Genomic DNA, 25,757 nt, shown 5'->3' on the forward strand with positions numbered 1-25,757 from the left:
GTTATTTAGGAAGCATTTAATTGAGTATAAGTAATTACTTACGTAAAGATATGAAAAAATATTATTGCTCCAGATTTAAAACAAACTTATTTGCATTATTGTGTTTTTTAAATAGGTTGAGGGAAAAAGAAAGGGAAACACTGAAAAATTAATAGGTTAAATCCCTTATAAATAGGAGGTAACGCCTCTTTTTGTGATATAGAATAATTCTGATTTTTATTACTTAATTATTTAAAAAATATATCATGAAATTAAAAGAATTAAAATTAGATGATCGTTCTGGTTTCAAAATTAATTTATTATCCAATTTAAATTATTATGGTAATTTGGATATTAAGGCATTTGGAAAACCTGTGAAGAAAATAGTGTCTTCAGTTACTTATGAAGAAGTTAAATGTGTTAGTTATCATCCTAAAACAAAAGAACTAAGGTGTACTGTTCATATTAAAAATCAATCTGGATATCTTGGTGATCACTGCCAATCGGGTAGTTATGAATATGTTCGGTTTTATGTTGATTATGAAAACAATGGAAATTGGGAAGATGTAGGTGTAACAAGTTTTAAAATACACGATATTGAAGACCATAAAGGGCTTTGTTATGGGCTTAAACTAAAAATAAAGCCTAAAATCGTCAAAAAATGTAGCTCAGATCCTGTTTTACCTAATGTAAGGGCCATTTTATCGTGGAATATAGCCCCACCAGCAAATACGCCAAATTATGTTCCAGTATGGGGAAATGTAAAAGAAGCAAGAATTCAGATAGCACCTAGGCCGCAATTACAAATTCCACCATTCTTTGAGAACCCAGTTGGTTTAGGTGATATTATTATTCCTGAAATTATTATACCACCTGTATTAAGTAATATCAATCCTTTGGTAAACCTCGATAAACTAAAAAAGATATACAAAAAAGAGGTCGATGATGCTCGTTTGGTTTCTATGGCATTAAAAAATGTAGATACAGATTTTAGTTTAAGCGATATTATAAAAAGTAAAAACAAATTTGAGCTTGCTGAAATTGATTTTTCTAATATATTGGACATCTTAACACACCCACAATTTAATACAAGTTATGAGGAATTAAAATGCATTGGTTTAAACAGGAAGTTTAATGAGTTGCATGCCGACATTCATATTAAAAAAGCTTCGGGGTATTCTGGAGATTTGTGTAGCAATGGAAGTAAAGAATATGTTGCCTTTTATATGGATTTTGGATCAGGTTGGCAATTTATGGGCACCTCGTCTGTTACAGTATTTGATATCAATCAAATACCAAATGATGGTCTTTGGTATAATGCTTTCTTACCAATAAATTTAACACCACATCAAAAAAAGTATTGCCAAGAAGGTAAAGTGAAAATAAAAGGTATTCTGTCATGGAATACACCACCTACTCCCAATAATCCTAATTATGTGGCTACATGGGGAGATTGGGAAATTTGTACTGCAGAGATCAAACCTTTGCCACAGGGCTTCCCAGGTTTTGTTAACCAGCCTTGGATAGAAAGCGTAGGGGGGGTAGATAATGATATTATTAATCAAATAACAGGTTTAGCTAAAGGGCCAAGTGGCATGGCAAATTCTATTGTCGCCGATTACAGCCCATTTGATGGTAATGTTTATGTTACGGGAAAAATTTTAAATCAAAACCCCGTTTCTAAATATAAAATGATGATAAAAGAACCAGGTGGGACATTTTTACCTTTCAATAAGAATTTTAATGTTGTTGTTACCACATTCAATACATTTTTAGGTACGGAATCTGATGCCAATGTATTGCAATCACCTACTGGAGATTTTTACGATTATTTACCCAAACCTACTGGAATCATTCAAAAACATGTCAATGATGATATTCTAGCATTATTTAAACCTACAGAGCGTGGTATTCATGAGTTATATGTTGAAAGTGATACAGGTCAGCAAAGTGATATTGTTAAGTTTATGGTAGATAGAGACGTGCCTACTGTTGCTATAGATATCACAACAGGAAGTGGTAATTGTGGTAAATTTACTGTAGGACAGATTATTGAAGGTACCTTTGAAGTTAAAAACGACAGACATCTTGATTATGTAAGGTTAAGTTTGGCGCCTTTTAACCCAGCAGGTACCATTCAAACAACGAGTATTGCATCAAGTGATACCACGGTATCTTCGGGTAGTTTGACGATTTCTATAGATGATCAAGACAGTCATTTAGATTATATTACAGGAACCTGGAGAATAGATACAGCAAGTTTACCTGCTTGTGGTTATACCATTCATATTAGAGCAGAAGACAGAACGGTGGTTAATAGCTCTTATGTAGGCAAACACTCCCCAAATGTATCTAGAGGTTTTTGCTTAGAGTAATAATTTGATTAATTTAATAAAAACTGAGGCTCCATATATTGATATGGAGCTTTTTTTACTTGATCGTGTGATATGGAATGATATTAAATAAATCTATTTTTATAAAATCAAGCAATTCTAATAGGTTTTGCACTACCCACTTTTTGTTTTTTTTGTATAAATAATAGGTAGCCACAGGAACAAAAAATTAATAGTATTGTGTAGGGTATTCATCTTAATAGTAAAAAACCTATTTTTTGAAAATCAACCATCATAATGAATGAGAAATTAATATTTATTATTTTAAATTTTGTTATTATTATCGGTATTATTGGAAAAGTATATATTATTTACCGCCTTATAATTTCTTATAGTTCTGGTGTGGAATCTTTAATTAGAGCCTTGGCGGTGACAGGTGCGTGTTTTATTTATTTAATATTCAAAACATTTGGATTTTCTGTAACAGATATTTTGATTTCTGCTTTAACAACAGGGAACTTGATGAAGTTTAGTGTATTTGGTTTTGTAGTCCCGCTTATATTAGGAATTCTGTTAACTGAGTATATCATTCTAACTATTAAAACCAGTGAATCAAAAGCCATGAGAATACTAATTTTAGTAGCTACTTTGTCAATTTTTCAATATGTAGATTTATATCTCACAGCTTATGGAGTATCTTCAGAATTGTCATATGTGTCATCAACAAAAGTTTTAATTACCAATATCATGTTTACAATATCAACTATAATAACCGTTATATTTAGATATGACCCTAAACATATAAATTAGTTTTATCAGTATTACATTAGCTGGTTTTCTTTTACAATGCTTCAAATGGGGGTACAATTTTTCAATACTTAAAAATAAATCATTACCAACCATCTAACACACACTGTAGTGTATGAGGTGTCGTTTCCGATAAAGGAATATCTTCAAGGGTATCTCCTAAGTAATTTCCACTAGCAAAACCTGTAACATCATTAAAACGATATGACCAACAATATCTTAGTTTGGGGTGTTCTTCAGAGTATGTAACCAGGTTGTCAATTAATACAGCATTATCGAATTCAGAAAATGCCATAAAATAACCAAGGAATTTGTTACGGCGTACATCAGCATCAGAACTTTTATACATATACATGCCACAGCTGTTACATACATTTTCGTGAACATAAGTAGCGCGATTATGTCCTTTATCTCCACCACCAGAATATTGAATATATCCTAATCGTCCGTTAACCGATCCCGTTTTCATAGTTATCGTATTTCTGGCAATAATATTATGTGTTTTATGCCAGCTAACAATAGGACCATCTACATAAGTACTTCCTTCTCCTTGTTCCATAACATTATCAAGGATATATACATTTTCGCCACTAGCATTTACAATATCACCTCCAGTATTGTGATGAAAATAATTGTTTTGAATTAAAATATCTTCATCAATACGTCCAGGACCTTCTATATCAATACCAAACTGAGGACTTGTACCTTTAATGTGATGGATTTCATTATTTTTTATTTCGATACGTTTGCCACCAACTATAGAGATTCCTTGACGTCTATTATTATAAATATCATTGTTGGTAAAAGTAACATCATTGGCATCTAGCACTAAAGATCCATCTCCAGTTAAATTATGAATTTTCATGTTTTCAATTAATACCTGATTACTTTTATTCCAAACGCAGATACCATGACCTTCATCATGAGCTGTTTTCCCATCCCCATCACGAGGTGTGAAAATATGTGTATTTCTATCTCCTTTTATGATACCGTCACGAATAATTATATTATCCCCTTTTAGGCTAATTACACAGTAATTCCATTTGTTATTGGTGTCAATTTCTAAAACAGTGCCTTCACTAAAGATAAATTCGGTGTCGCCATGTATTTCGATACCACCTTGGTAAATATCGTTTACGTCTTTACCAACTAAATAGTTCCCTTTAGGTAAAATAACCTTGCTATAAGCTTCTTGATGCGCCCAGTCTATTGCGGCCTGTAAGTTAGCTGTAGTCTTAATGGCATCGGTACCGTTATTGGGTATATCCCATTGATTTAAATCAATAGTATATTCAAGGTTGCTTGGCATTACCGGTAATTGGGCATCAAAAAGGCGTACAGGTATGCCGTTTGCGTCTAAATTTTCAGGGTCGGCATGATAAATGGCATCGTTGTCGCCAGCATCAAAATCATCACTATTACATGATGTCATAAAAATCATGACAACAATTGCTAGATAGTATTTTAAGTTTTTCATAACACATTATTTGGGGTTAGTGTTTATGTTTTATTATTCAGTAGGATACTAAATAGTTAAAACATCATATTAAAATTACGTAAAGGTTTAATATATGGATGTTTTTTAGGTAACAGTAAATGATTTATACCCCTTGTCTAGTTTTTATCTTGTTGATTTTCATCATTTTTTAGGTGAAACTTAGTAATTTAATCAAAAATAAATGTAACCCAATCTAAAGTATTATATAGTCAATAATTTAGTATAAAACAATAATGAAAATGAAAACAATAATGCTCTTTTTAATTGTTAGTTTGTTGAATTTTAGTACGCTGATTTCTCAGGTAATAGATGTATCAATTCATTTCGATCATAAACAAATGGTTGGTGGTGTAGATACCTTTGAAAGATCTAAATTTATAACACTTCATTCTGCTAATTACGAGCAGTTAAGTATTGGCCAGCAGGCATTAATGGATTATCTAATCAATGATTTAGAAGTGTATTATGGCAGAGAAACAGGTGCTATTACGGGGTTTGGAAACCAATATCCAAATTATTCAAATGCTCTAAATTCTTGGAAGAATAGTTACATCAATAATACCACCGCGCACACTTACGAGGATTCTCAAGATTTGGTGGTTGCTGGGCAGTATAATTTGTACGATGTCTTTGTTTCTAATGCAAGTAATGATTATGCCTTAGCAGGAAAAAATTATGGAGCATTTATAAGTGATTATTTGAGTGATGCGACAGGGACAGGGGGTGTTAATGGTATGCCGCGTCCTGGATTCATAGAATTGCTTAATGAACCTTTGTGGGAACAAATAGATAAGTATCGTTTGTGGTTAGGAGGTGGACCAAGTCAATCAGAAGAAATAGATATACTAAATGAAATTTTTCTTTTCCATAAAGAAGCAGCTAAAGAAATACATAGTCAGTTTCCAGAAATTAAAGTAGGGGGCTTTGCAGAGGCGTTCCCTGATCCAGAACTTAATAACTTTTTTAACTGGGATACCCGTTGGAAAACGTTTATTGACAACTCTGGGGCAGATATGGATTTCTATTCGTTTCATATTTATGATTTGCATTGTTTGGGGTCTGACCAAAAATACCGTAAAGGTGGCAACCTGGAAGCACTTATGGACCTTATCTCGCATTACAATCATTTAGCGTTAGGTGAAGAAAAACCGTTTTTAATTACTGAATATGGTGGGAGAGCGCATTGTCATGAGGGTAGTGGAACAAGAACTCAAATCCATGACTGGTTATTTACAAGCTCTATAAATTCTTTGATGATGCAGTTTATGGATCGCACAGATATGATAGAAAAAGCAATTCCGTTTATGATGGCTGTATGGACACCAGAATGGAATATCTTTAGGCTCGATCTTCCTAATAAAGATGTTTTTTCAGACTATATCAAGTTTTTTGAATTGTGGGAAGGAGTTAATGGTACACGGTTAGTCACTGAAACTTCAGATCTAGACTTGCAAGTAGATGCCTATACTCATGGCAATAAAACCTATCTAATTTTAAATAATATAGATGACAATGATGTCACTGTGGGTATTGATGAGTTAGGAATTTTAGAAACTAACATTACAGGGGTTACATCCAGGCATTTTCATTATGATAATTCGGAGTTTAAATTAGATACTGCCAATTATAATAGTCTCCCGGGAAACCTGACAGTAGGAGGGTTAGGGACAATGATTTTAGTGTATACTACAACTAGTGCACCAGAAATAGAATTTACATCTGTTGAAACAAGAAATTATGCAACAGCATATAAAAAAGGAATTCAAGCAAATACTCCAATTAGTTTTAATATAAATAATTTGGTTCTCGGTACCAATGGTTCAGCAATATTAAGATTAGGTTTAGGTAGGGCCCACAATCTGTCTTTACAACCAACAGTAACCATGAACGGTTCTACGTTAACAGTACCATCAGATTTTCGTGGCGATGTACAAACCGATAAAGGCTCTTTCTTTGGAATGTTAGAACTCGAAGTCCCATACAATGTATTAGAAGAAAATAACATTGTAAATATTGAATTTCCAGATAGCGGTGGCTATGTAACAAGCGCAATGCTACGATTATTTAATCTGGAGGCAGGAAGTCTGAGTACAGAAGAAGTCACAAATTCCCCCTTTGATTCTGTAAAAATTTATCCTAATCCATCCACTAATCAAATCATTATAGATTCAAAAGACCTAAACGGTGTTAAATATGAAATTTACAGCCTACAAGGTAAAATAATTACTAAAGGGGCTTTGAAGGGAGGTTCTATTAATTTATCTTCTTTTAATGGAGGCGTTTACATACTAAAGCTTAGAAAAGATAATCATGTTAGTATTAAAAGAGTTGTAAAGCTCTAGTTTTTCTGTGTGGCGCTAGTCCCAAACTTGTTTTGTGATTCCTTTATTTTACCCATGTCTTCATATTTTTAACATGTAGGTATGTTAGTACAAAATATTTTGTATCTTACACTCGTGTAGATTAAATCTTACTTTTTTGTTTATGGGATACTCAGATACTTTTTTGGGGAATACTGCTATTCACCCGCCAGTTATAGCTCAGAATGAGTTAGACAAATTTAAGACAAACGGTTTAGAGGCCTCACAATATATGTTGGATTATTCCAATTATAGTGTGTTTCAAAACCCATTCAGAAAATTTCCGTATTTCACCATTGCAAACATAGACGGAGAATTATTCAAGCATGTCACTAGAAAAGAACTTTTTTCGGGAAAAGGTGATAAATGGAGCAAAGACTCTCGTATACCAAAAGAACATCAACTAGGGCGAGAATTATATACCGCCGAAAGAAGTGACTTTGATAAAGGTCATCTTACCAAGAGAGAGGATGTCCAGTGGGGGGCAGAAGATGATGAGGCCATTTCTGCCGCAGAGTCTACGTTTTTCTTTACTAATGCTGTACCACAGGTAGATAGGTTAAATCGTGGTATTTGGCGACGAATTGAAGATTATATCCTTCATCATGAAGTTGTAAAGAATAGTCTAAAAATATCATTATTTACAGGGCCAATACTTCAGGAAAACGATCCGGATTTTGTAACGCCAGTTAAGGATGAGGTTATAAAATTGCCTTATATGTTTTGGAAAGTTATTTACTATCTAAAAAATGGAGAATTACACCGAACAGGCTTTTTAACGAGTCAGAAAAGAAAACTTGAAGAAAGACGTATAGTAAGGCCAGTGATGCGGGGCGATGATGAGGAAGATTTGTTTATGAATTTTAAAGATGCAGAAACCTATCAGGTTCGTGTAGATTTCATAGAAAAGATTGCAAACCTAAAGTTTGCTGAAGCAAATGAACTCTTTCAAGACGATACCCCAGAGGAGCTCATATTTTCTAATGTGGATGTGCGTAATGAGGCCATACAAGATATAACCCAAATAGATCTTAAACTAATTCTGTAACGACATGAGCCATACCATTCTTTTTATTAAAATTAATCCTATAGGAACCAGCAATCTTTTCTTGGATTCGGAGATAAAAATTATAGAAGATGTACTTCAAAAAAGTGCCTATAGGGATGAATATACTATTATTTCTAAAGGAGCTGTCACCATAGATGATTTACACGAGTATCTAGAAACCTACAAACCCCAGGTATTGCATATTTCGGGGCATGGAGGAAATGGGTCGCTTTTCTTTCATGATAAAGAAAATTACAAAAAAAATGTCTCTGTACAACAGTTTTGCATGTTTGTAAAAAATTATACAGAACATTTAGAATGTGTATTTTTAAATGCTTGTTATAGTCTCGCAGAGATTAAAGACATATCCCCATCTTATGCACCGATATTGATCGGTATGAAAGAGGAAGTGGCTAACACTACAGCAATACTTTTTTCCAAAGCCTTTTATACATCTTTTTTTTCGGGAAAACCTGTTTCTAAATCTTTTGATTCTGCAATGGGAGTTGTAGGTATCGATGGGTTTGGAGATGAAAGGATCCCAGTAATCATGGGAAACACATCCACTACTCATATAAAAAGTAATCAAAGTATAGAAGAACCCCAGAATGGGAGCCCTAAAATGTCTATTAAAAAAATCTCCAGAACAACGTGGTCGTCTGATTTAACAATTTTAAGGAATACTCTGGCAAACCTATATGTTGATAATGAAGATATAAAACGGATATTAGATGAAAGTGCTATTGATATCTCTTCTATTGCTTTTAGCAATAAACCAGTTAATACCTGGCATGGCATACTAAAATATTTATACAAAAGAGCTGAGTTTGATAATTTTTTGGAAGTTATCTCAGTGGAAAATCCTGAAATCCAATCAAAATATATAGACAATTAATTTATACAACATATGCAAAATACAGATACTAACCAACAATTTTAACCAACGCATCAAGTCGAATCAGACCATTTTAAAATTAGTTTTTTAAATCTCCTATCACCTTACTAAACCAACAATGAGTAAACCTTGGAATCAACGAAAATATGATCTGGCACGTATTTTAGCAAACGATTTTGATCTTATCACGCTGTTACGTTTTGTTGATGAAATTGGTATAAGCCGAGAAACATTACCAGAGCCTGGTGGGATAGCAAAATTAGATTATTGTACGCTTTTGCTAGATCAAATTAGACGCCACCAAAAAATAAAAGATTTCATCACAATTCTTATCGAAAATGCCAGTTATCTAAGTGATAATGAACTACTACAGGAGCTACTTAGGGATGAGAAATCTATATATTCCAGTCAACATATTTCACCTGAGCAACCATTACCAGAGAAGGGTTTAGAAACCTTAGGTACACCCGAGCACTCCAATCACGATCAAAGAAAAGAAGAGAGCATCAATTTTTGGAATAAAGAATTGCTTGGCAATCATTATCTACATGATGCTAAATTAAGTGCCAATAAATCCATATTAATAATTCTTATTCATGGTTTTAATGAGGACGTTATATCTTCTTGGGCAGATTTTCCAAAGAAGTTAGTATCTCACTTAAGTGAAGACTGCGATATTCTTACTTGTCATTTTAAGGTTAACGCAAATCAAAATATTGAAGACATATCAAAGACAATATCAGGACTTGTAAAAAAAGAGGCCAGTAAGTACATGCATTTATTTTTTATAACTCGTGGTATTGGTGGTGTTATAGCAAAATCAATACTACTAAGAGAAGTGGTTGACTTAGAGAAAGATAAAATTTCTAAACCGCAAAATTTGCTCCCTTTAGTACTTAGTAAAACCAGATGCCTTTATGAAATTGATGCTTCAACAAATCGTATTTATTCCAAGGCTTTCTTTGACACCAAATCATACTTAAGGTATAAGTTAGCACTATTAAAAAACAGAATTTGGAGATTCTTTAGTAAGACCTATAGAACAAGACTCAAAAAATTTAAAAATCATTTTAAAGAAAGCGTTGAGTATTTCGAGTCTGATGATATAAAGCAAAAGTTTCTTTTATACCTGAATAACAATGATATTCCTATTCCAAAATTCATTAGTTTAAGTAGAAAACGTAAAGAAGAAGCCCCTGGCTACCTTCATTTACCCACAAATCGAAATCTCTTTTATGGACGAAAAATTAGTGAGGATAAATTGCTCTACACAATAAGAGATAAAATAAATTACTATTTCACTACAGAAATGGCATCGGCTTATTTGACGTATAGAAGGTCATATTGGCTAGATGCAAACTCCGCTTTGGTCAATGATGATTTTGCTTCTGAAACTGTTAATACTAATTGGTCTACGACTAAAAACAGTCAGAACTTTGTTTTCGAAGAATTAAAAAATATAGTCAATACCTCTAATCAATCAAGAATTATTTTAACAGGTGCAGCTGGTGTAGGAAAATCATTTGTCCTGAGAAGATATGCACGCCATAGATCAAAACTTTACATCCAAGGAAGTTCTAATTACGATTTTTTCTTGTTCTTACCAATGCAGCAAATTTCTGTAGTTCCCGAACATATAGGTGATTTTTTGGATGAAAATCTAATAAATGGTGGTTGGGGTTACCTTAGTAAATATTGGAAAGATCTGTTTTTTGATATACTAACAGATTCTAATGAGGAGAAGGTATTTAACCAAAAGTATTTAGAGCATGACAATAATTGGGAAAAAACGTACCAACCAAATGAAGAATGGTTTGTTAATAAAATCGCGGACAACAAAATAGTATTGGTTTTAGACGGAGTTGATGAGTTTTTGATTAATAACCCATGCATTTCCGTTCAATCATTTAATATATTACTAAAAAAAGTAAATTCTAATTCTAAGGTAATTCTGGGGTTAAGAAGTACGCTTCCTGCTAAAGAAGATTTGTCGGTATCCAATACTAAAGTTCTTGAAATTTTGCCGTTGACTATTAAAAATGCAGAAAAGAGGTTTCCTGGAATAGAGAAAATCGTTCAGGAAGTTTCAAAAAGTAAAATGGAGGACTTAATCCTTACACCACTAATCCTTTATAGATTAGGACCAATGCTCGAAAATATGGATAGCAAGATGTTTGACTCGAGAACATCTATTTTTATTTCGGCATTAAAATCAATCCTTTTACAAGGTAATTTGCCCGAAGAATACTCCGTAAATGACTGGTTACAGGCATTATCAATCATATCCTGGATTTTTTATAAGGAGAACTTAGGTGCAGTAAAATTGGAGAAAATAGAACAAGATGTTATAGGTTTAAAAGAGAAATGGGGCGAATTAAATCATCAAGATTCACATTGCTTTGAACAAGGGCTCTCAATATTAGAAGACAAGAACTTGTTGAGTAAACTTATTTCAAGAACCATTTTTCTGAGTATTGGTAAAAACCTTATTAGGTTTGGACACAGGGAATGGCAGGACATACTTGTAACAGATTATTTAACCCATAGTGTCCTGGCAGAAAATCAAGCAGATCTTAACCAAAGAGTATTTTCAAAGCAGATTTATATAGATTCAGCTGAAGTGCTTCACGCCAAGCTTGATGAATTGGGGACTAAATTAGAAGCAACTTGGGTAAATAAGGTTTTAAAAAATGCAAATGACCTGATATTAACAAACTTAGTTTCGGTAATTGGGAATGGAATTGTTGAAATAACGCAGCCTGCGTTTTTAGCATTGGCCAAACCTATTTTAGATGAAAATTGTTCAGAAGGTCTTCGCATGGTTTTTGTAAGTGGGTTTGGAAATAGGATTTTAAGGAATGATCCCGCCGATAAATCAGGGGTATTACTTAAAAAGCTTCTCATCGATTTATTATATGAAATGTATACACAACATGTTATCCCAACACATGTGATCTCTGCTAACATGGCGTGGCTTTATTTAAAGCTTTTCAATCAAGATATTGAAAATATGGATGGGTTTAGGCTTTTTCCAAATGAGGAAGAAGGTGTGAAAATTGTTGCCGATAGCGGTATTTTATGGTCTAACGAAGATGGTAACATTTTAGTAAATAAATCACAGAGAGCCTATCAGGTTGCTGCCGCTCAGTATCCTTTAGCCGTTAGGTCGGTTCCTTACGAAGAGATTTCATTAACCCATTATTTATTTTTAGTATGTTCTGCTGTAAAGTTTGGTGCTGCAGACCCTGAATTATTACCGCTTATTAAAGCTGTTTTCTCAGAAAATAGTGGTGTACGTAAGCGTATCGAAGATTTTGGATTTGACGAATTAAAATCAATTTTCAATTCATGCTATTTAGCGTGTAAAGAACTAATATATACATGATGACTATACCACCAAAACTTTTCTTTATTTATCTAAGAAGACAACTTCTTGAAAACCCTGAATTAAATATAAAGTCTGAAGCTAAAATTAGAAAACGACTCAACAAAAAAAACGAAAGCTTGCCCTTGGGAAAAACCGTTGAAGTTGAGCGCGTGCATATTAAGGATTTTGTACTTGATGACTGGATAACTGCCAAAAAGTTTAGAAAGCCATTTGTAGTTGAGGGCATATATGATGGTAATAATGTTTTGAACTGGGAAGATTTAAAAACAAAATATTCAGATTGTATCGTTCCTGTTCATGAAGAAGCAGAAATTAGTAAAAAATGGCAGTATGTTATTCCTAAAAAGCAATCTATAGGGGAGGCTGTATCTAAAATTGAAAAGGGACAAATGGCAAATGTTGTGAGCAGCTCCCAAATTTTTGTTGATTACCCAGAGGTACTAGAGCGTCTAAACGTAAAAAAATTGAATGCACTATTTGATATGAAGGTTCTTAGGAACGAGATTTTTATTGGAGGTAAAGGCTCTGGATCCGCATTTCATTGTGCAGGTGGAAGCAATTTCTTTTTGATGGCAAACGGTAAAAAAAGATGGGTGTTTGTAGATCCTAAAGATACGTTGGCTATGTACCCAACTGTAGGTAGAAAAAAGAGCTCTGCTTTTTTTGGTTCGCCAATTAGTACGACATCTAAAAATGAGGACTATCCGTTATTCGATAAAGTTACTAAGTATCATACGGTTTTAAACCAAGGAGATCTTTTGTTTAACCCACCATGGTGGTGGCATGAGGTTTATAATGTAGAAGATTCCATTGGCATTCCTATGCGATCTGCTGGAATTCCTTTTTTTAATCATATAGGAGGGAGAAGTGTGTTTTTTTCAACACTTTATATATTATCAAATAACCATATTAAGAATTTCTGGGAATTAAGAAGAAAAACGATTCAGACAGATGATATTCCTAATGATTCATTTGGGGGTAGAGATACAAATGAATAGCATTTTTTTTAGGTTTAGAGTCCTAGTTTAATTAATAAAAGGAAGATGTCCATTATACACCCTAAGCAACATACCTGTTTTCTACAAAAGACAAACTCTAAGTTTTAAATTTGGGGGAGTTTATTTTGATTATAGACGATTTAATAAAAGAGAAGGATATAATTAACTAATTATATCCTAGAGTTTTCATCTTGAGCTCCAGTTCGGGAACTTCCTTTTTTAGCTTTGGAATTTCCAAAGTTATAGGTATAGCTCAATCTAAATATACTGGACCTTGCAGACTCTGGCTTGTAACTAACATCGAAGATATTATTATATGCTTCTTGAGTTAAACTTCCTATAGATGATTTTATATGAATGCTTTTTAGAAGGTCTGTAATAGTAAACTGGATACTACCTCCATTTTTAAAATCTTTTCTAAGCCCTGTATTTAATGAACCAAAACCATCAACTTTATAAGATCCGTTAAAATGATTTGAGGTATACCATCCAGATAATTCTAAAGATAAGTTGTTAGTAATGTTAAATGTTTGATTTATATTAAAATTAAAATGCAAATAATTATTAGTAGTTTCTTGGGGTGTGTGTAGTAGCTTGTATACTCTGTATCCGAGTGTGCTGTTCCAATTAATATTCCACCAACTTGATAAACGCCATGGGATATTGAATTGCATATCTAAACTGTTTTGGTACTCTAAATTTTGAGGAGAAATAATGGCTAAATCACTACGATCATCTTCGGTTACCTGGTAGTAGGCAATGGGGTTATCTTCTAAAGTGCCTACTAAAGAAAAACTAAGTGATTTATAATTATAAGTAAAGTTTAATGAATTAGTTATAGCTGGTAGTAATTGTGGATTACCTGTAAAAACCGAAGTAGGGGAGTTGTACCTTAAATAAGAAGCCAAATCGATATAATTTGGGCGTGTTATACGTTTGGTATATGCCACACTCCAGCTAGTAGTATCAGATATGGTTTTGGTAAAAAAAGCTGATGGGAACAATTTACCAAACCTTCTATTTAAATTAGATGCATCAAAAGATTGATTCCAGTATTCATAGCGTGCTCCAATCTGCAGGCTGAATTGATTGCTCAATTTATAATTTCCTTGTGCATATAGAGCTGCAATTTGTTCTTTAGTTTCTATATTACTTATAAATCGGTCATCACTAACAAAAACATCATTTTCTTCAATTTCAATACGTGCTTCATTTTCAGTTTTAGATATAGACCCTTTCAAACCTGCTTCAAAAACTAACTTTTCATTTACATTGTTTTTATAATCTGCTTTAATTACACCTACATTGATATTGGTTACATTGAAGCCACGGTTTCCTGTATTATAAATATCGTCCTCTGGTTGAAATGGTTCACCCAACTCGTTAAAATAGCTACTACTAACGTAATTAGGAGATTGGTTATTGTATTTAATATAATCTGAGGTCATTGTGAAAGATTGAACTTTGTTTGAAAACTCATAAAATGTTGAGACGTTATAGTTTTTCCAGCTGGATCTACTTATCAAATTGATACGTGCATCTAAATAAGGATTTACCTCAAAATTATATAGCCCTCTGTTTTTAGTATTAATAGTTGGGTTAGAACTATTAAGTAATATACTAGCACCCACTACTGAATTTTTATTTAGTTGATAATCCAAGCCTAAATTTATATTATGACTCCTATTTATTCTAGCGGTTTCGCTGTTAAAATCTATCAAAGTAGTACCACCTATAACAGGAAGAGTTGTACTCCCTATACCTCGAAAACCATCAAAAGTATCATCATAAGCAAATGAATAAGTGCCAAACGCTGCTAGCTTTTCGGTACCATAATTTAGAGAGAGACTATTGGTTTGTTTAACACCTATACCATAACCAGTAGAAATACTTGTATTACCATGAAATCCTAAATTCTCATTTTTCTTCATTACTATATTTATGATGCCTGCATTACCATCGGCATCATACTTTGATGAAGGGTTGGTTAGCAATTCTATTTGTTCAATATTATCGGCACTCATACCATTTAACATAGTAATAACTTCTGCAGTAGGAATACGGATTACTTTTCCATTAATCATTACAGTTGTATTACTTTTTCCATTTAGTGAAAAACTATTATTTCTTTGATCTAAGATAACTCCTGGTGAACGCTCTAACAATTGTAATGCGGTACTTCCTTTTGTTAGAATGCTTTCTTGTACGTTTACAATACTCCCTTCCTGCGTATTTTTAATTAACTTCTTTTTTGAGACTAATGTAATGGCATCTAACTCATCAATTAATTCTTTTAGAACAATCTCAGGCATATTTTTAATAGTGTCTATGGTATATTCAAAAGGCGTAGATTCCCATGTTTCATATGTCAATAAGCTTACTCTTAAAGTATACACTGCAGTGTTTAAGTTGTTAATATTAAAATTGCCATTTTCGTTAGTTATTACTCCATTAATTAAGGTTTTATTATTATCTGCGTATAACATCACATTGGCAAAGGCGATGGGTTTTTGATTGATATCAACTACTTTACCTTTAATTTGTGCGTGTATTTTTAGACAACAAAGAAATAGGTAGCATATTGAAAATGATCTCATAATATTTAGTTTTGAGCCAAAGATGTAAGACTAATGCTTTAGATAAAAACAGTATTGATGAGTCACTTAAATTTATTGATAAGATGTGTTTTACCTAGTAAAAGATATAATTTTAACCAGTTGTCAACTAAATCGAACCACTCATCAAAATCTAAGTTTTTACGCTATTTTTAATGTATTTTAGTAGTTCGTATGCTACAATTAAATAATATATACCAGCAAATAGTACGCTACAAAGGACATCACATATTTTTTTGGGCTGTTTATCATTTTATTTGGTGGTCTATTTATGAAGGAAATGTATTTAGTATATTGCATACTATTACGTTACCACATCTTTTAGTAAAGTTTTTAGGTTATGTTATTGTACAGGCTTTTGGTGTTTATTTTTGTCTTTACTTTTTAGTTCCTAATTATTTAGAAAAAAGAAAATACTTCACTTTTCTATTAACTTTATTAGGAGTCGTATTTTTGATGTGTTTAATAATTACCAGTAACTATTATTTGGCTTTGGCTATTGCCGATGATACACATTATGAAGGCTTTAGAAATTATATAGATTCTCCTTTAAAGTTGTTTAAGGCCAATGTTTTACCTTCTTGCGTAGCGGCAATAACATTAGGTCTAAGTATAAAGCTTTCTAAAAATTGGCTGGAAGTACAGAAAAAGCAGCAAGCATTGCAAAAAGAAAAATTAGAAACTGAACTTAGGTTTTTAAAGTCGCAGTTTAATCCTCATTTTTTATTTAATACGATCAATTCCATCTTCGTGCTTATAAATAAAAACACAGAAATGGCTTCAGAATCTTTAGTGAAATTCTCTAACCTTTTACGTTATCAGTTGTATGAATGTAATTCAGATCTTATTTCTTTAAAGAATGAATTATTATATATTAAAAGTTTCATCGAATTAGAAAGCCTTCGTCAAAATAATGATTTTAAGTTAGAAGAATCATATCCAGAACATACTAATAATTTATTAATAGCACCATTTGTGCTAATTCCTTTTATAGAAAATGCCTTTAAGCATGTAACCGAAGATGAATATCAAAATAAGTGGATTCAAATTCAAATTCAAATTAAAGGCAAAAGCTTAATTTTTAATGTGTCTAACAGTTCTAATTATAACTTGAATGGTCGTTTAATAAATGATACGGTTTATAAAGGTTTAGGTCTTAAAAATGTAAAAAGACGACTAGACTTATTGTACACAGGTAACTATGAGTTAAATGTAACGAAACTAAAAGGCTCTTATTCGGTGAATCTTAAAGTGAATTTAGAGCAACAGCAACAAGTAAATGTAGAATCAAACAAAGTAGTTATATGATAAAATGTTTGGTAGTAGACGACGAGCCTTTAGCACGTGAGTGTATAGAAAATTATATTCAGCAAGTTGATTTTTTAGAATTTGCTGGCTCATGTAAATCTGCATTGGAGTTAAGTTCTGTTTTGGAGCAAACAAAGGTAGATGTTTTGTTTTTAGACATACAAATGCCAATAATGAATGGATTAGAGTTTTTGAAAGTTGTAGAAAATCCACCTATAACTATTTTAACAACAGCTTTCCCTAATTATGCTGTTGAGGGGTTTAATTTAAACGTGTTAGACTATTTATTAAAGCCTATTGTGTTTAATCGGTTTTTTGCAGCAGCTATGAAAGTTAAAAAAGCGCTTCATTTACAGTATGAACACCCCACTTCTTTACTAAAAGATGAAGAAGACTGCTTTTTTATAAAGTGCGACGGACGTTACGTTAAAATTTTTACTCAGGATATTCTTTTTATAGAAGCCATGCAAAATTATGTCATTATACAAACCCATGAAAAGCGATTTATAACACATTTGTATTTAAAAAATGTTGCTGAAAAACTGAATCCTGAAGATTTTTTAAGAGTACACAAGTCTTTTATAGTGGCTAAATCTAAAATAGAATCTGCAAGTACTACAGAAATTCAAATACAATCTTATAAAATACCGATAAGTAGAAGCTATAAGAAAGATACGCTTTTAAAAGTGTTAGATGGCAAACTTTGGGGGGGGATTGGTAAACAATAGCAGAAAAAAATTCAGTTTTTTGGATTCACAATTAGTACGACATCTAAAATGGCGACTTTCCATTATTCGATAAGGTAGTACTTCACCAAGTGTAAAGATTAAAAAAGGGCTCAACTTTAAAAAGTCAAACCTTCGGTGAATTTTATTTACTCTCTTTACGGGATAATGTCACTATATCATTATTGGTGGTAGTTTTTTTCTAGTTGAATTTTAATTGTTTTTTCTGTATCAATATCAACAATTGCAATTCCCTCATTAGAACCATCTAACTGTTCAATTAGCTGTCCTTTATTATTCCAAATAGAGCTCTTGCCAGCACAATCGTAGTTTCCGGATTTTCCCACAAAATTAGACATTACCGATGTCATCTTATATTTTTTAGAAATATCAGAAATTCGATTAATGTCTTTATCAACCCCATTTATTGAGTTTAGAACACTAGCAACATAAACATTAGCCCCATTTTTAAATGCTTTTTCTACATGTTCGCGAATAGATGTTTCATAGCAGATCGCAAATGCCAGTTTGTTATTTTTAAATGTAATTGGATTTAAATTTTTGCCAGAAACAAAGTAATTTTCTTCACCTGGATGTAGGTATTTTTTTGAATATATTATTCTAGATTTATTCGGTTGTAAAAGAATCATACTAATACATATACCCATCTCGCTTTTGGTTGGTAATCCAATTCCAATTATAATACTATTGGAATTACTAATTCTCTGGAATTCATCAATTCTTTTATCATCTTTAGTGGTTGCTAATTTTTTTACCAATTCAGGTTCATAACCCGTCAATGATAACTCTGGGAAAACTATAATGTCTGCATGGTTTTGAACAGCAAGGTTAATTAGTTTTTTATGATTTTCAATGTTCTTTAAAATATCTCCTTTAATAGGCTTTGTTTGAGCAATACAAATTTTCATTCTGTAGATTAAATTAAGAAAAACGTTTTAAATATAGGGTTTATTTGATGATTAGTACCCCAGTAACTTTGCTAATTTCAAACCCCAAACTTATATGTTTACCACTATCGCTAACCCATATATTGGCAGAATTATAATAATCAAAATCGGCTCCTACTTCCGCTTCAATTTCAAATTCATCATCATAAAGGTTATTACAATTATTAAAAATTAGTATGTTACCAAAATCGTATAGTAAATGAACTTTTTTATCGTCATAGTATTCAATGTTAGACGCACCATATAGTCCTATTTGTTGATTATTTTTTAAAGAGATGTTTCTGGTCTCCTCAAAATCTGAAATAGACAAAATTTTATTGACTTTAAAAGAATCAATATTTTTTGATAAGAAACGATGTTTATTTTTTAGAATAACTTTATTTATCTCATTTAATTGTTGTTGACTTGTTTCTGACTTAAATATAGAATCCCAGAGCTTTCTCTCTTCATAATAATCGAATAGATCTGGATCTGACGGATCAATGATTTTAGTTTTAAATTCTATAATTGTATCTTTAGAAAGCATACAAAATCCATACTCTGTTTTTATATCATAATGACCTCCCGTTTCGTTTTTTAAAAAACGTGTTTTACAAAGTATTTCACCTTTTTTATTAATTGAAATTGGTTTGATTTCAGCATAAATATAAGAAGGACCCGTTAGGGAATCCATCGACATACATAATGATAGTACTATTACAATACATAAAATATTTTTACCTCTATTCAGATATAATCTCATTTGAATAAAATTTTAATGAAAATATAACGAATTTATGCATGGATTCGTTATGTGTTTCAATATCTAATTTAGTCAATAATATTGTTAACAAAATTTTTAGTTCGCAAAACATACAGCCCATAGTAATCTTGTGATTGTTCTCTATTTTTTTTAGGGCCAATTTTAACAAGAATCAAATCTTTTCCTGTCTCCGTCATTGGATAATATAGGTAGATCCCTGTTGTAATTCTCCCTTTCTCATCCTCAAAAGCTTCTAATTTAAAAGGGAATGAGATTGACTTAGACTTTAATTTTATGAAGCCTGTTCCGTACCAACCAGGGTAACCATGGCTTGTCATGCTAAAAAAAGAAGGTTTAAAGCGTTGTTTTTTTTCAAAGGCTTCGATTTTAATAACACATTTTTTCTCTAGAGAGGGATACGCTCCTTTTTTTAGTACCGTGAACCTTTTTTTAAAGCTTCCTAAGTATTTCTCTAATTTTATGCTAAATGTCTCTGAATCTTCCATTTCGGATAATCTTATCCTTCCTTTTGATTGGTAATCGTTTTCCTCTTCAATTGGAATTATTTCATTGAATAGTTTTTTAGATTTTAGTATAGACCAACCGCTTTCGTTAAATAAAAAGAGCTCAAGTTTTGTATCTTTCTTATTGGAATAATCCACACCAACATCTACCATAGAAGCTTTATCTATATAAGTTTTTATTTCGTCTAGAGATAAATTTTTATCATCCATAATTCGTGAATACTTTTTCTTGGTTTTATCTCCAGTATTGAACCAATCTATGTAGTAATTACTGTTGAAAAAAACACCACAATTGAATAATCTAGTGTCTACTACAGAAATAGAGTCTATAATATTTCCTCGATCATTGAGTTTCCAATAAACATGTGGGTTTAACGTTTCCCAATTCCTACTTTTATCAACACTTACAATATAATTACTTTCATTTCTATAATCATAAAGAAGCATGTCTCTGGTAAAAACAAAACCTTGCCTCCTTTTTTGGTTAAATAGTGGTATCATTTCATAATTATTGGAAACAAGAGGTGCTTCTGACGGATTTTTGTATGAAGTTACTTCCTTTGGTAATGTTTTACTAGAAATTAATAATATAACATGATCTTTAGAGTATTTATATACTATGAAAGCGCACATTATAAATAAAACTATTTTTAAAATATTATCAACTTTAAACAGTGTGGAAATTTTAGTATACTTATAAATAATAAATACAATAAAGGCTATAAGAACAAAAAAAAATATTTTAAAAATATTTACTGAATCTACATCTATCATTAGTTTATAATTTGGGGTAATGGTTACTACAAATGATCATTTTAATGCCCCTTCTCCAGCTATTTCCGATATACTTGTATCTATTTCTGTAAATGTAAAATTGGGAGTCTGTGACTTATTATTTTAAGAGCGTATCTTTTATTTTTTTAGAGTTTCGGATTCATTCATTTTTTTGGTAATGTTTTATAAGTCAAATATCTCATTTTTTTGGCCCAAAAATATCCCTGTTTTCAGTGAAACATTAATTCCGTGTTTCGTCTTGAATGCAGTAGTTTCTAAAAAATATTTAATAGTTTTATTATAGATAATTTCAATTCCTCTGTTTTTTGTAGACTGAATTAGAGGAAATTCAGAGGCTTTAGATATGTGATTAGTGTTCGTCATTAAAAAAGTTCATTATGATGCATCTTTTGGGCAAATTAAGTACTAGATTTTGTGATAAATTAATTTCTAACTTGTCGTATTACGGTTTGTTTCTAAGATGTTCAGATCATTTATCTAAATAATAATCCTTAACAATCCTAAATTTTCAATATCTGTATTGACCTTATTGGTGTTGCTTGATGAAGAGGAGACCACTCCTCATAAGACCAGTTCTGATTTACTAGTTTGATATTTTCCTCAATTAGAGTTTTGGCCTTGTTAAAATCTCCTTTATAAGCATTGAATTGAAGCTGGTATGATTTCGTTGCTTGTTTAAGTAACTAATTTACTAACAATAAATTATACACGGCTAAGCCACTGGCTTCTTATCGAATTATAATTCTGCTGTCATTTTTCCTAGGTTGATTTTTTCAGCTTTTGTGAATTTTATTTCACGAACAAACTCCATCTTTTTCCATAAATATGTATTCCCTTTCAGTCCGTTCGTTGCCTTCATTCTCCGATTCAACCGTTTGATTTCCTTTTCTGTCGCTTTTCTTTTTTCTCCCAGCTCTCCATAAAGTTTCATTGCTGGAAAATCTCCAAACTTCTCTTTAAACAATGCCTTTATCCAAAAAAGTCGTCCACTATTTACTCCGAGTAAGCATACTCTAGGGTTGTGAGTAGCATGTTCAGGTAGTTTTGATGGAAATTTTTCAAAGTAAAATCCAGTTTGATTATCATTCAGAAATAAAGACCCGATTGGTGTCACCGTTGGATTGTTTTCCGAGTCCACAGAAGCGACCGAAACATAAAAGTTAGAAGCAAAACTCTTATTAAAGTGCTTTCTTATTTTATTCCAATCAGTTTCGATATCCATTTCTATTTGTTTTGCTTGTGGCTAACATTTATGTATAAGATTAGCTGCGTGGTTTAAGCACCTAATTTAGTAAATACAAACTGAATAGAAAATCCGTGAGGATTTTCAGAAGCAGGTGAGTAGAAGCAATTACTTATAACATCCATGAGAAATCATTAATATGAGATAATTAAAACAATAAATATTAACTTTGAAGAACTGGGCTAGTGCTTTTCATAGGAGCCAATGTCGTGCGTTTTTTTATAAATGTCCATTCATTCTAATGATTTCTGCCCCAATTTTAGTTTTTAATTCCATTAGAAATTCTTTTTCCAGATCAGGCCAATTCCAAAACGTAAGTCCAAAGTTTGAAAAAGCTATTGAATTGTCTGTTTTGTAGTCTGTTAGGCTACTTTCTTTTGAGCAATGAGGACAGATTAAAGAAGCCTTTTCATTATTAGACCATTTATCAAATTCAGGAAAAACTGTGTGGAATAAGTTTAATTGCTCTTCTGTACAATTATCGGTAAAAAAGTCTTGAGGTGTGATGCCTTCAAATCGATTTGTATTACAACTCGGGCATTCTAATTTAGTCATAGCGGTAAATGCCCCTGCGTTAAATACTTCACGTTCAGTTTTTATTTCAACCCCGCATGTGTTTAAACTTAATATGTTTTCGTCATATCCAATTGCATCCACGTGTTTGTTTCCAGGTTTATAACCTTTGTTCTTCGTACTCAAAACACAGTCGGATAATTCACTTTGTATTATTTCATCAGATTGTAACCATTTAACAATTTTTTGACTTAGTTCTTTTGGGTTTTCAACTTCTTTTACCGTACTGATAGTTATATAATTATCACTCATTTTACAGGTTAATGGTTTTATAATTCAGGCATTTGTCTACAATACTTTCGACTGTTGGATTGTACTGATTCAGGTTGTCTCTTCTTGCGTTATAATTTTCTGGGTAATAGAATAGATTTGCACCGTTGGGATAAGGAACATTTTTATTAAAAAGTTGATATAATTCATCAAGTTCATTTTCCGTTCCCTCAGTTTTTAAAATCTGTTTTCCTAATTCTATTAATTCACTTCGTGTCATTTTTGGTAATGCTTTTCATAGGATACCTTGTTGTAAGCAGTTTTTCTAAAGTTCATCAAGTATTGCTGGTATTAACTCTTGGAAAAACACATTATTAAAATGTCTACCACTACAATTCGTAGCAATACTTATTGCAATGTCCTTTTTTGAGTTATAAAAAGTCATAGATTGATATTTTAATGTACCTCCAAAATGTCCAATATATTCCTGTCCATTATAAGTCAATTTCATAATACCGCTACCGTATTCTGAAATTATTCCACTTCCAATCGGTATGGTCATAGGTTCCATTTTAATCCATTCCTCCATTTCAGATATGGTACTTGATTTTAAGATTGATTTATCTCTAAATAATTTGGCTAAAAAATTATCAAGTGTATTGGTATCTGTAAAAGCTCCACCATCAAAACCATAATATTCTCTCCAAACTGAAACATCTGAACTTGCTTGTTCTGTTTGTCCGAAAAAGGCTTGTAGTCTATTTTCGTCAAACCCCATTTTTATATTGGAAAGATTGTTAGTACTATAAAAGTTGTTGAAAGCAACATCATAGGATGTTGCTGTAATAGTTTCTACTATTTTTTGCAAAAAAAGATAATTGGTATTACTGTATGAAAAACTTCCATTATTTTCTAATGTGTTACTAACAAGCAATATTTTTTCCTCAAAAGTTTTTGGGGCATTATTATTCATTAAATTTTTCATCCAATCAGGATGTTTGGTGTAGTCAGATAAACCACTTGTATGGTTCAGTAGGTTTTTAATGGTCAAGTTTTCAATTCCTGTTATTGGTCGAGCAAGGTTTACAAAATCGATAACTTTGCTATCTATTCTAAGTTTTTTATCTTCAATAAGTTTAAAAATTAAAACAGATGAAAGAAATTTTGTTGTACTCCCAATTCCATAAATGTCTTGCTTTTTAACTTCTTTATGATTGTACTTAAAATCAATAATGTCTTCTCCATTAGTAATGGTGGCTTCTAGTGAAGGAATATTTTTTTCCTTCGCAATTTTTAAGACTTTCTTCTCTATTTTCTTCGAAAGGTTCGCAGGTTCAATATTTTCTTTTTCACAAGAAGTGCCCCAAAATAGTTGACTAATTATTATCAATAAATATGTGGTCATTTTATTCAAATTTGTTTTTCTTTAATGTTCGTTAAGATACATAGTTTACACAAGTTAAAGCTTATGTGTTTACACTAAATTAGTTTCTAACCTTGTCGATTGTTGTTTGTTTCTTAATTGTTTTTCATTAAAGTATCCTAAAAGTACGTTTCTATAATAGACTTTCCAAATACCATTTCCTAGCTCTTCAATACCCACATGTTTTCCCTTTAATGCTGCGGATAAATATACCCAGTAATATGACTTCCATCTAATTGATCCACTCTTAGTTACCTTGAGTACTTTGTAGCTACTATCATAATCATAATGAGTTATTTTTTCAGGGAATGGTCTACATGAAAAATCATGTACATCTGATGGTGTCTTCATATCCAAAGCCTCGTGAGGTCGTATATGGTTATATTCCTTTACAAAGTGATTTAAGCGTCTTTGTTGTGCTTTTAGATCATATGCAGAAGGTTTAGCACAAGCGGCCTTTAAATCACGGTGCATTCGTTCATGTCTTCCATTTTGTTCAGGATGAGCTGGATCAGAAAAAACTGGAGTAATTCCTAGTTCTATAAACCAATAAGAAAGTTGTGTATAACGTTGAATAGCTCTTACAGACCCAAAGGGACTACCATTATCAGTATGTATTTGTTTAGGAATACCATACACTCTAAAAACCTTTGTGAATTCTGCCTTTGCAGCTTTTAGAGTTTCTTTGTAGTGTCCTTTAGCAGTGAACAAAAATCGACTTTTAGAGTCTGCTATGGTCAGTGGGTGACAATAGATTTTATTGCCCATTAAAAACTTTCCTTTATAATCAGCACTCCATACTTCATTACAGGATTTTGGATCAAAAATAGGGTATATAGGTTTTACTCTTCGCATGCGTTTTTGAGGAGATACCAATCCATGTTTTCGCAGGATATTATGAACAGTTACCACAGATGGGATTTCTACTTTAGGAAACTCTTTAAACATTAAAACTCTAATTTTTTTAGCGCCCCAGAGCTTATGTTTTTCTTTTAGCTTAAGAATACTTTTTACGATTTTTTCATCCGTTGTATTAGGATGTTTTCCTGGTTTTCTGGATAGCTCTTTTAGACCTTCATAGCCTTGGTTTTCGAATCGATCAATCAATTTGTAAGCGGTGGGTCTGGAGATTCCAAAACTCTTGCATAATTCTGTGATAGTATATTTTCCAGTACGCCATTCACAGATAAATTCAATTTTTTGTTCCATAGTTGTTGTCGTTTTCCAAGGCATGATAATTTGATTTTGATCTCAAATTATACCTCAAAAAGTGTAAACTATGTTTCTTTAACTTTGTAAAGGATGTTTCTTTAACGTACCTAATT

The 25,757-nt window shown here is 32.0% G+C and carries 19 protein-coding genes; 9 read left to right on the top strand and 10 right to left on the bottom strand.

The annotated features are described in order from the left end of the window. Window positions 1–245 precede the first annotated feature (245 nt). Entirely contained in the window at window positions 246–2,354 is a 2,109-nt protein-coding gene (locus tag HHX25_RS18865) for a hypothetical protein (RefSeq protein WP_169676672.1), read from the top strand. A 255-nt stretch (window positions 2,355–2,609) separates the two neighbouring features. Further along, the gene (locus HHX25_RS18870; protein ID WP_169676674.1) at window positions 2,610–3,122 is read left to right on the top strand and encodes a hypothetical protein; all 513 of its coding nucleotides are present in this window, start codon (window positions 2,610–2,612) and stop codon (window positions 3,120–3,122) included. Between the two features lie 82 nt (window positions 3,123–3,204). Here HHX25_RS18870 and HHX25_RS18875 read toward each other — a convergent pair whose 3' ends face one another. Then, a complete protein-coding gene (locus HHX25_RS18875) occupies window positions 3,205–4,596 on the bottom strand; it encodes a right-handed parallel beta-helix repeat-containing protein (RefSeq protein ID WP_169676676.1) in 1,392 nt (463 codons plus the stop codon). Window positions 4,597–4,856: 260 nt separating this feature from the next. On the opposite strand from HHX25_RS18875, the gene HHX25_RS18880 reads away from it, so the two are divergent. The 5 genes from HHX25_RS18880 (at window position 4,857) to HHX25_RS18900 (ending at window position 13,306) form a co-directional block, all read left to right on the top strand. Continuing rightward, complete coding sequence (locus HHX25_RS18880) at window positions 4,857–6,959, top strand: T9SS type A sorting domain-containing protein (RefSeq protein ID WP_169676678.1); 2,103 nt, start codon at window positions 4,857–4,859, stop codon at window positions 6,957–6,959. 142 nt (window positions 6,960–7,101) lie between these two features. Continuing rightward, on the top strand, window positions 7,102–8,025 hold the full coding sequence (locus HHX25_RS18885; protein ID WP_169676680.1) for a DNA/RNA non-specific endonuclease: 924 nt from the start codon (window positions 7,102–7,104) through the stop codon (window positions 8,023–8,025). Window positions 8,026–8,029: 4 nt separating this feature from the next. Continuing rightward, on the top strand, window positions 8,030–8,920 hold the full coding sequence (locus tag HHX25_RS18890) for a CHAT domain-containing protein (RefSeq protein WP_169676683.1): 891 nt from the start codon (window positions 8,030–8,032) through the stop codon (window positions 8,918–8,920). 118 nt (window positions 8,921–9,038) lie between these two features. Further along, window positions 9,039–12,305, top strand: a complete 3,267-nt coding sequence (locus HHX25_RS18895) for an NACHT domain-containing protein (protein ID WP_169676685.1) — start codon at window positions 9,039–9,041, stop codon at window positions 12,303–12,305. Then, window positions 12,302–13,306, top strand: coding sequence for a cupin-like domain-containing protein (locus HHX25_RS18900; protein ID WP_169676687.1), 1,005 nt, complete (start codon window positions 12,302–12,304; stop codon window positions 13,304–13,306). Before HHX25_RS18895 ends, HHX25_RS18900 begins: the two co-directional genes overlap by 4 nt. A gap of 170 nt (window positions 13,307–13,476) precedes the next feature. On the opposite strand, the gene HHX25_RS18905 is transcribed toward HHX25_RS18900, so the two are convergent. Continuing rightward, the gene (locus HHX25_RS18905; protein WP_169676689.1) at window positions 13,477–15,903 is read right to left on the bottom strand and encodes an outer membrane beta-barrel family protein; all 2,427 of its coding nucleotides are present in this window, start codon (window positions 15,901–15,903) and stop codon (window positions 13,477–13,479) included. Between the two features lie 192 nt (window positions 15,904–16,095). Here HHX25_RS18905 and HHX25_RS18910 point away from each other — a divergent pair, with 192 nt between their 5' ends. Both HHX25_RS18910 and HHX25_RS18915 read left to right on the top strand, forming a co-directional pair. Further along, on the top strand, window positions 16,096–17,229 hold the full coding sequence (locus HHX25_RS18910) for a sensor histidine kinase (RefSeq protein ID WP_169676691.1): 1,134 nt from the start codon (window positions 16,096–16,098) through the stop codon (window positions 17,227–17,229). Then, entirely contained in the window at window positions 17,226–17,957 is a 732-nt protein-coding gene (locus tag HHX25_RS18915; RefSeq protein ID WP_169676693.1) for a LytR/AlgR family response regulator transcription factor, read from the top strand. The genes HHX25_RS18910 and HHX25_RS18915 overlap by 4 nt, the downstream gene beginning before the upstream one ends. 179 nt (window positions 17,958–18,136) lie before the next feature. On the opposite strand, the gene HHX25_RS18920 is transcribed toward HHX25_RS18915, so the two are convergent. From HHX25_RS18920 to HHX25_RS18955, 8 genes are all read right to left on the bottom strand, one after another. Continuing rightward, window positions 18,137–18,883 carry a carbon-nitrogen hydrolase family protein gene (locus HHX25_RS18920; protein WP_169676695.1) on the bottom strand — a complete coding sequence of 249 codons (747 nt, stop codon included), beginning with the start codon at window positions 18,881–18,883 and terminating at the stop codon, window positions 18,137–18,139. A 40-nt stretch (window positions 18,884–18,923) separates the two neighbouring features. Beyond that, window positions 18,924–19,664, bottom strand: coding sequence for a hypothetical protein (locus tag HHX25_RS18925; protein WP_169676697.1), 741 nt, complete (start codon window positions 19,662–19,664; stop codon window positions 18,924–18,926). A gap of 68 nt (window positions 19,665–19,732) precedes the next feature. Beyond that, window positions 19,733–20,821: a hypothetical protein gene (locus tag HHX25_RS18930; RefSeq protein ID WP_169676699.1), complete on the bottom strand. Its 1,089-nt coding sequence runs from the start codon at window positions 20,819–20,821 to the stop codon at window positions 19,733–19,735. Between the two features lie 898 nt (window positions 20,822–21,719). Continuing rightward, window positions 21,720–22,205, bottom strand: coding sequence for a pyridoxamine 5'-phosphate oxidase family protein (locus HHX25_RS18935; RefSeq protein ID WP_169676701.1), 486 nt, complete (start codon window positions 22,203–22,205; stop codon window positions 21,720–21,722). Between the two features lie 240 nt (window positions 22,206–22,445). Further along, window positions 22,446–23,051 carry a hypothetical protein gene (locus HHX25_RS18940; protein ID WP_169676703.1) on the bottom strand — a complete coding sequence of 202 codons (606 nt, stop codon included), beginning with the start codon at window positions 23,049–23,051 and terminating at the stop codon, window positions 22,446–22,448. Between the two features lies 1 nt (window position 23,052). Further along, a complete protein-coding gene (locus tag HHX25_RS18945) occupies window positions 23,053–23,289 on the bottom strand; it encodes a bacteriocin immunity protein (protein ID WP_169676705.1) in 237 nt (78 codons plus the stop codon). Window positions 23,290–23,334: 45 nt separating this feature from the next. Beyond that, window positions 23,335–24,414, bottom strand: a complete 1,080-nt coding sequence (locus HHX25_RS18950; RefSeq protein ID WP_169676707.1) for a serine hydrolase domain-containing protein — start codon at window positions 24,412–24,414, stop codon at window positions 23,335–23,337. 69 nt (window positions 24,415–24,483) lie between these two features. Beyond that, on the bottom strand, window positions 24,484–25,665 hold the full coding sequence (locus tag HHX25_RS18955; protein ID WP_169672491.1) for an integrase core domain-containing protein: 1,182 nt from the start codon (window positions 25,663–25,665) through the stop codon (window positions 24,484–24,486). Window positions 25,666–25,757: the final 92 nt, after the last annotated feature.

Source organism: Flavivirga algicola, from assembly GCF_012910715.1.
GTDB lineage: Bacteria > Bacteroidota > Bacteroidia > Flavobacteriales > Flavobacteriaceae > Flavivirga > Flavivirga algicola.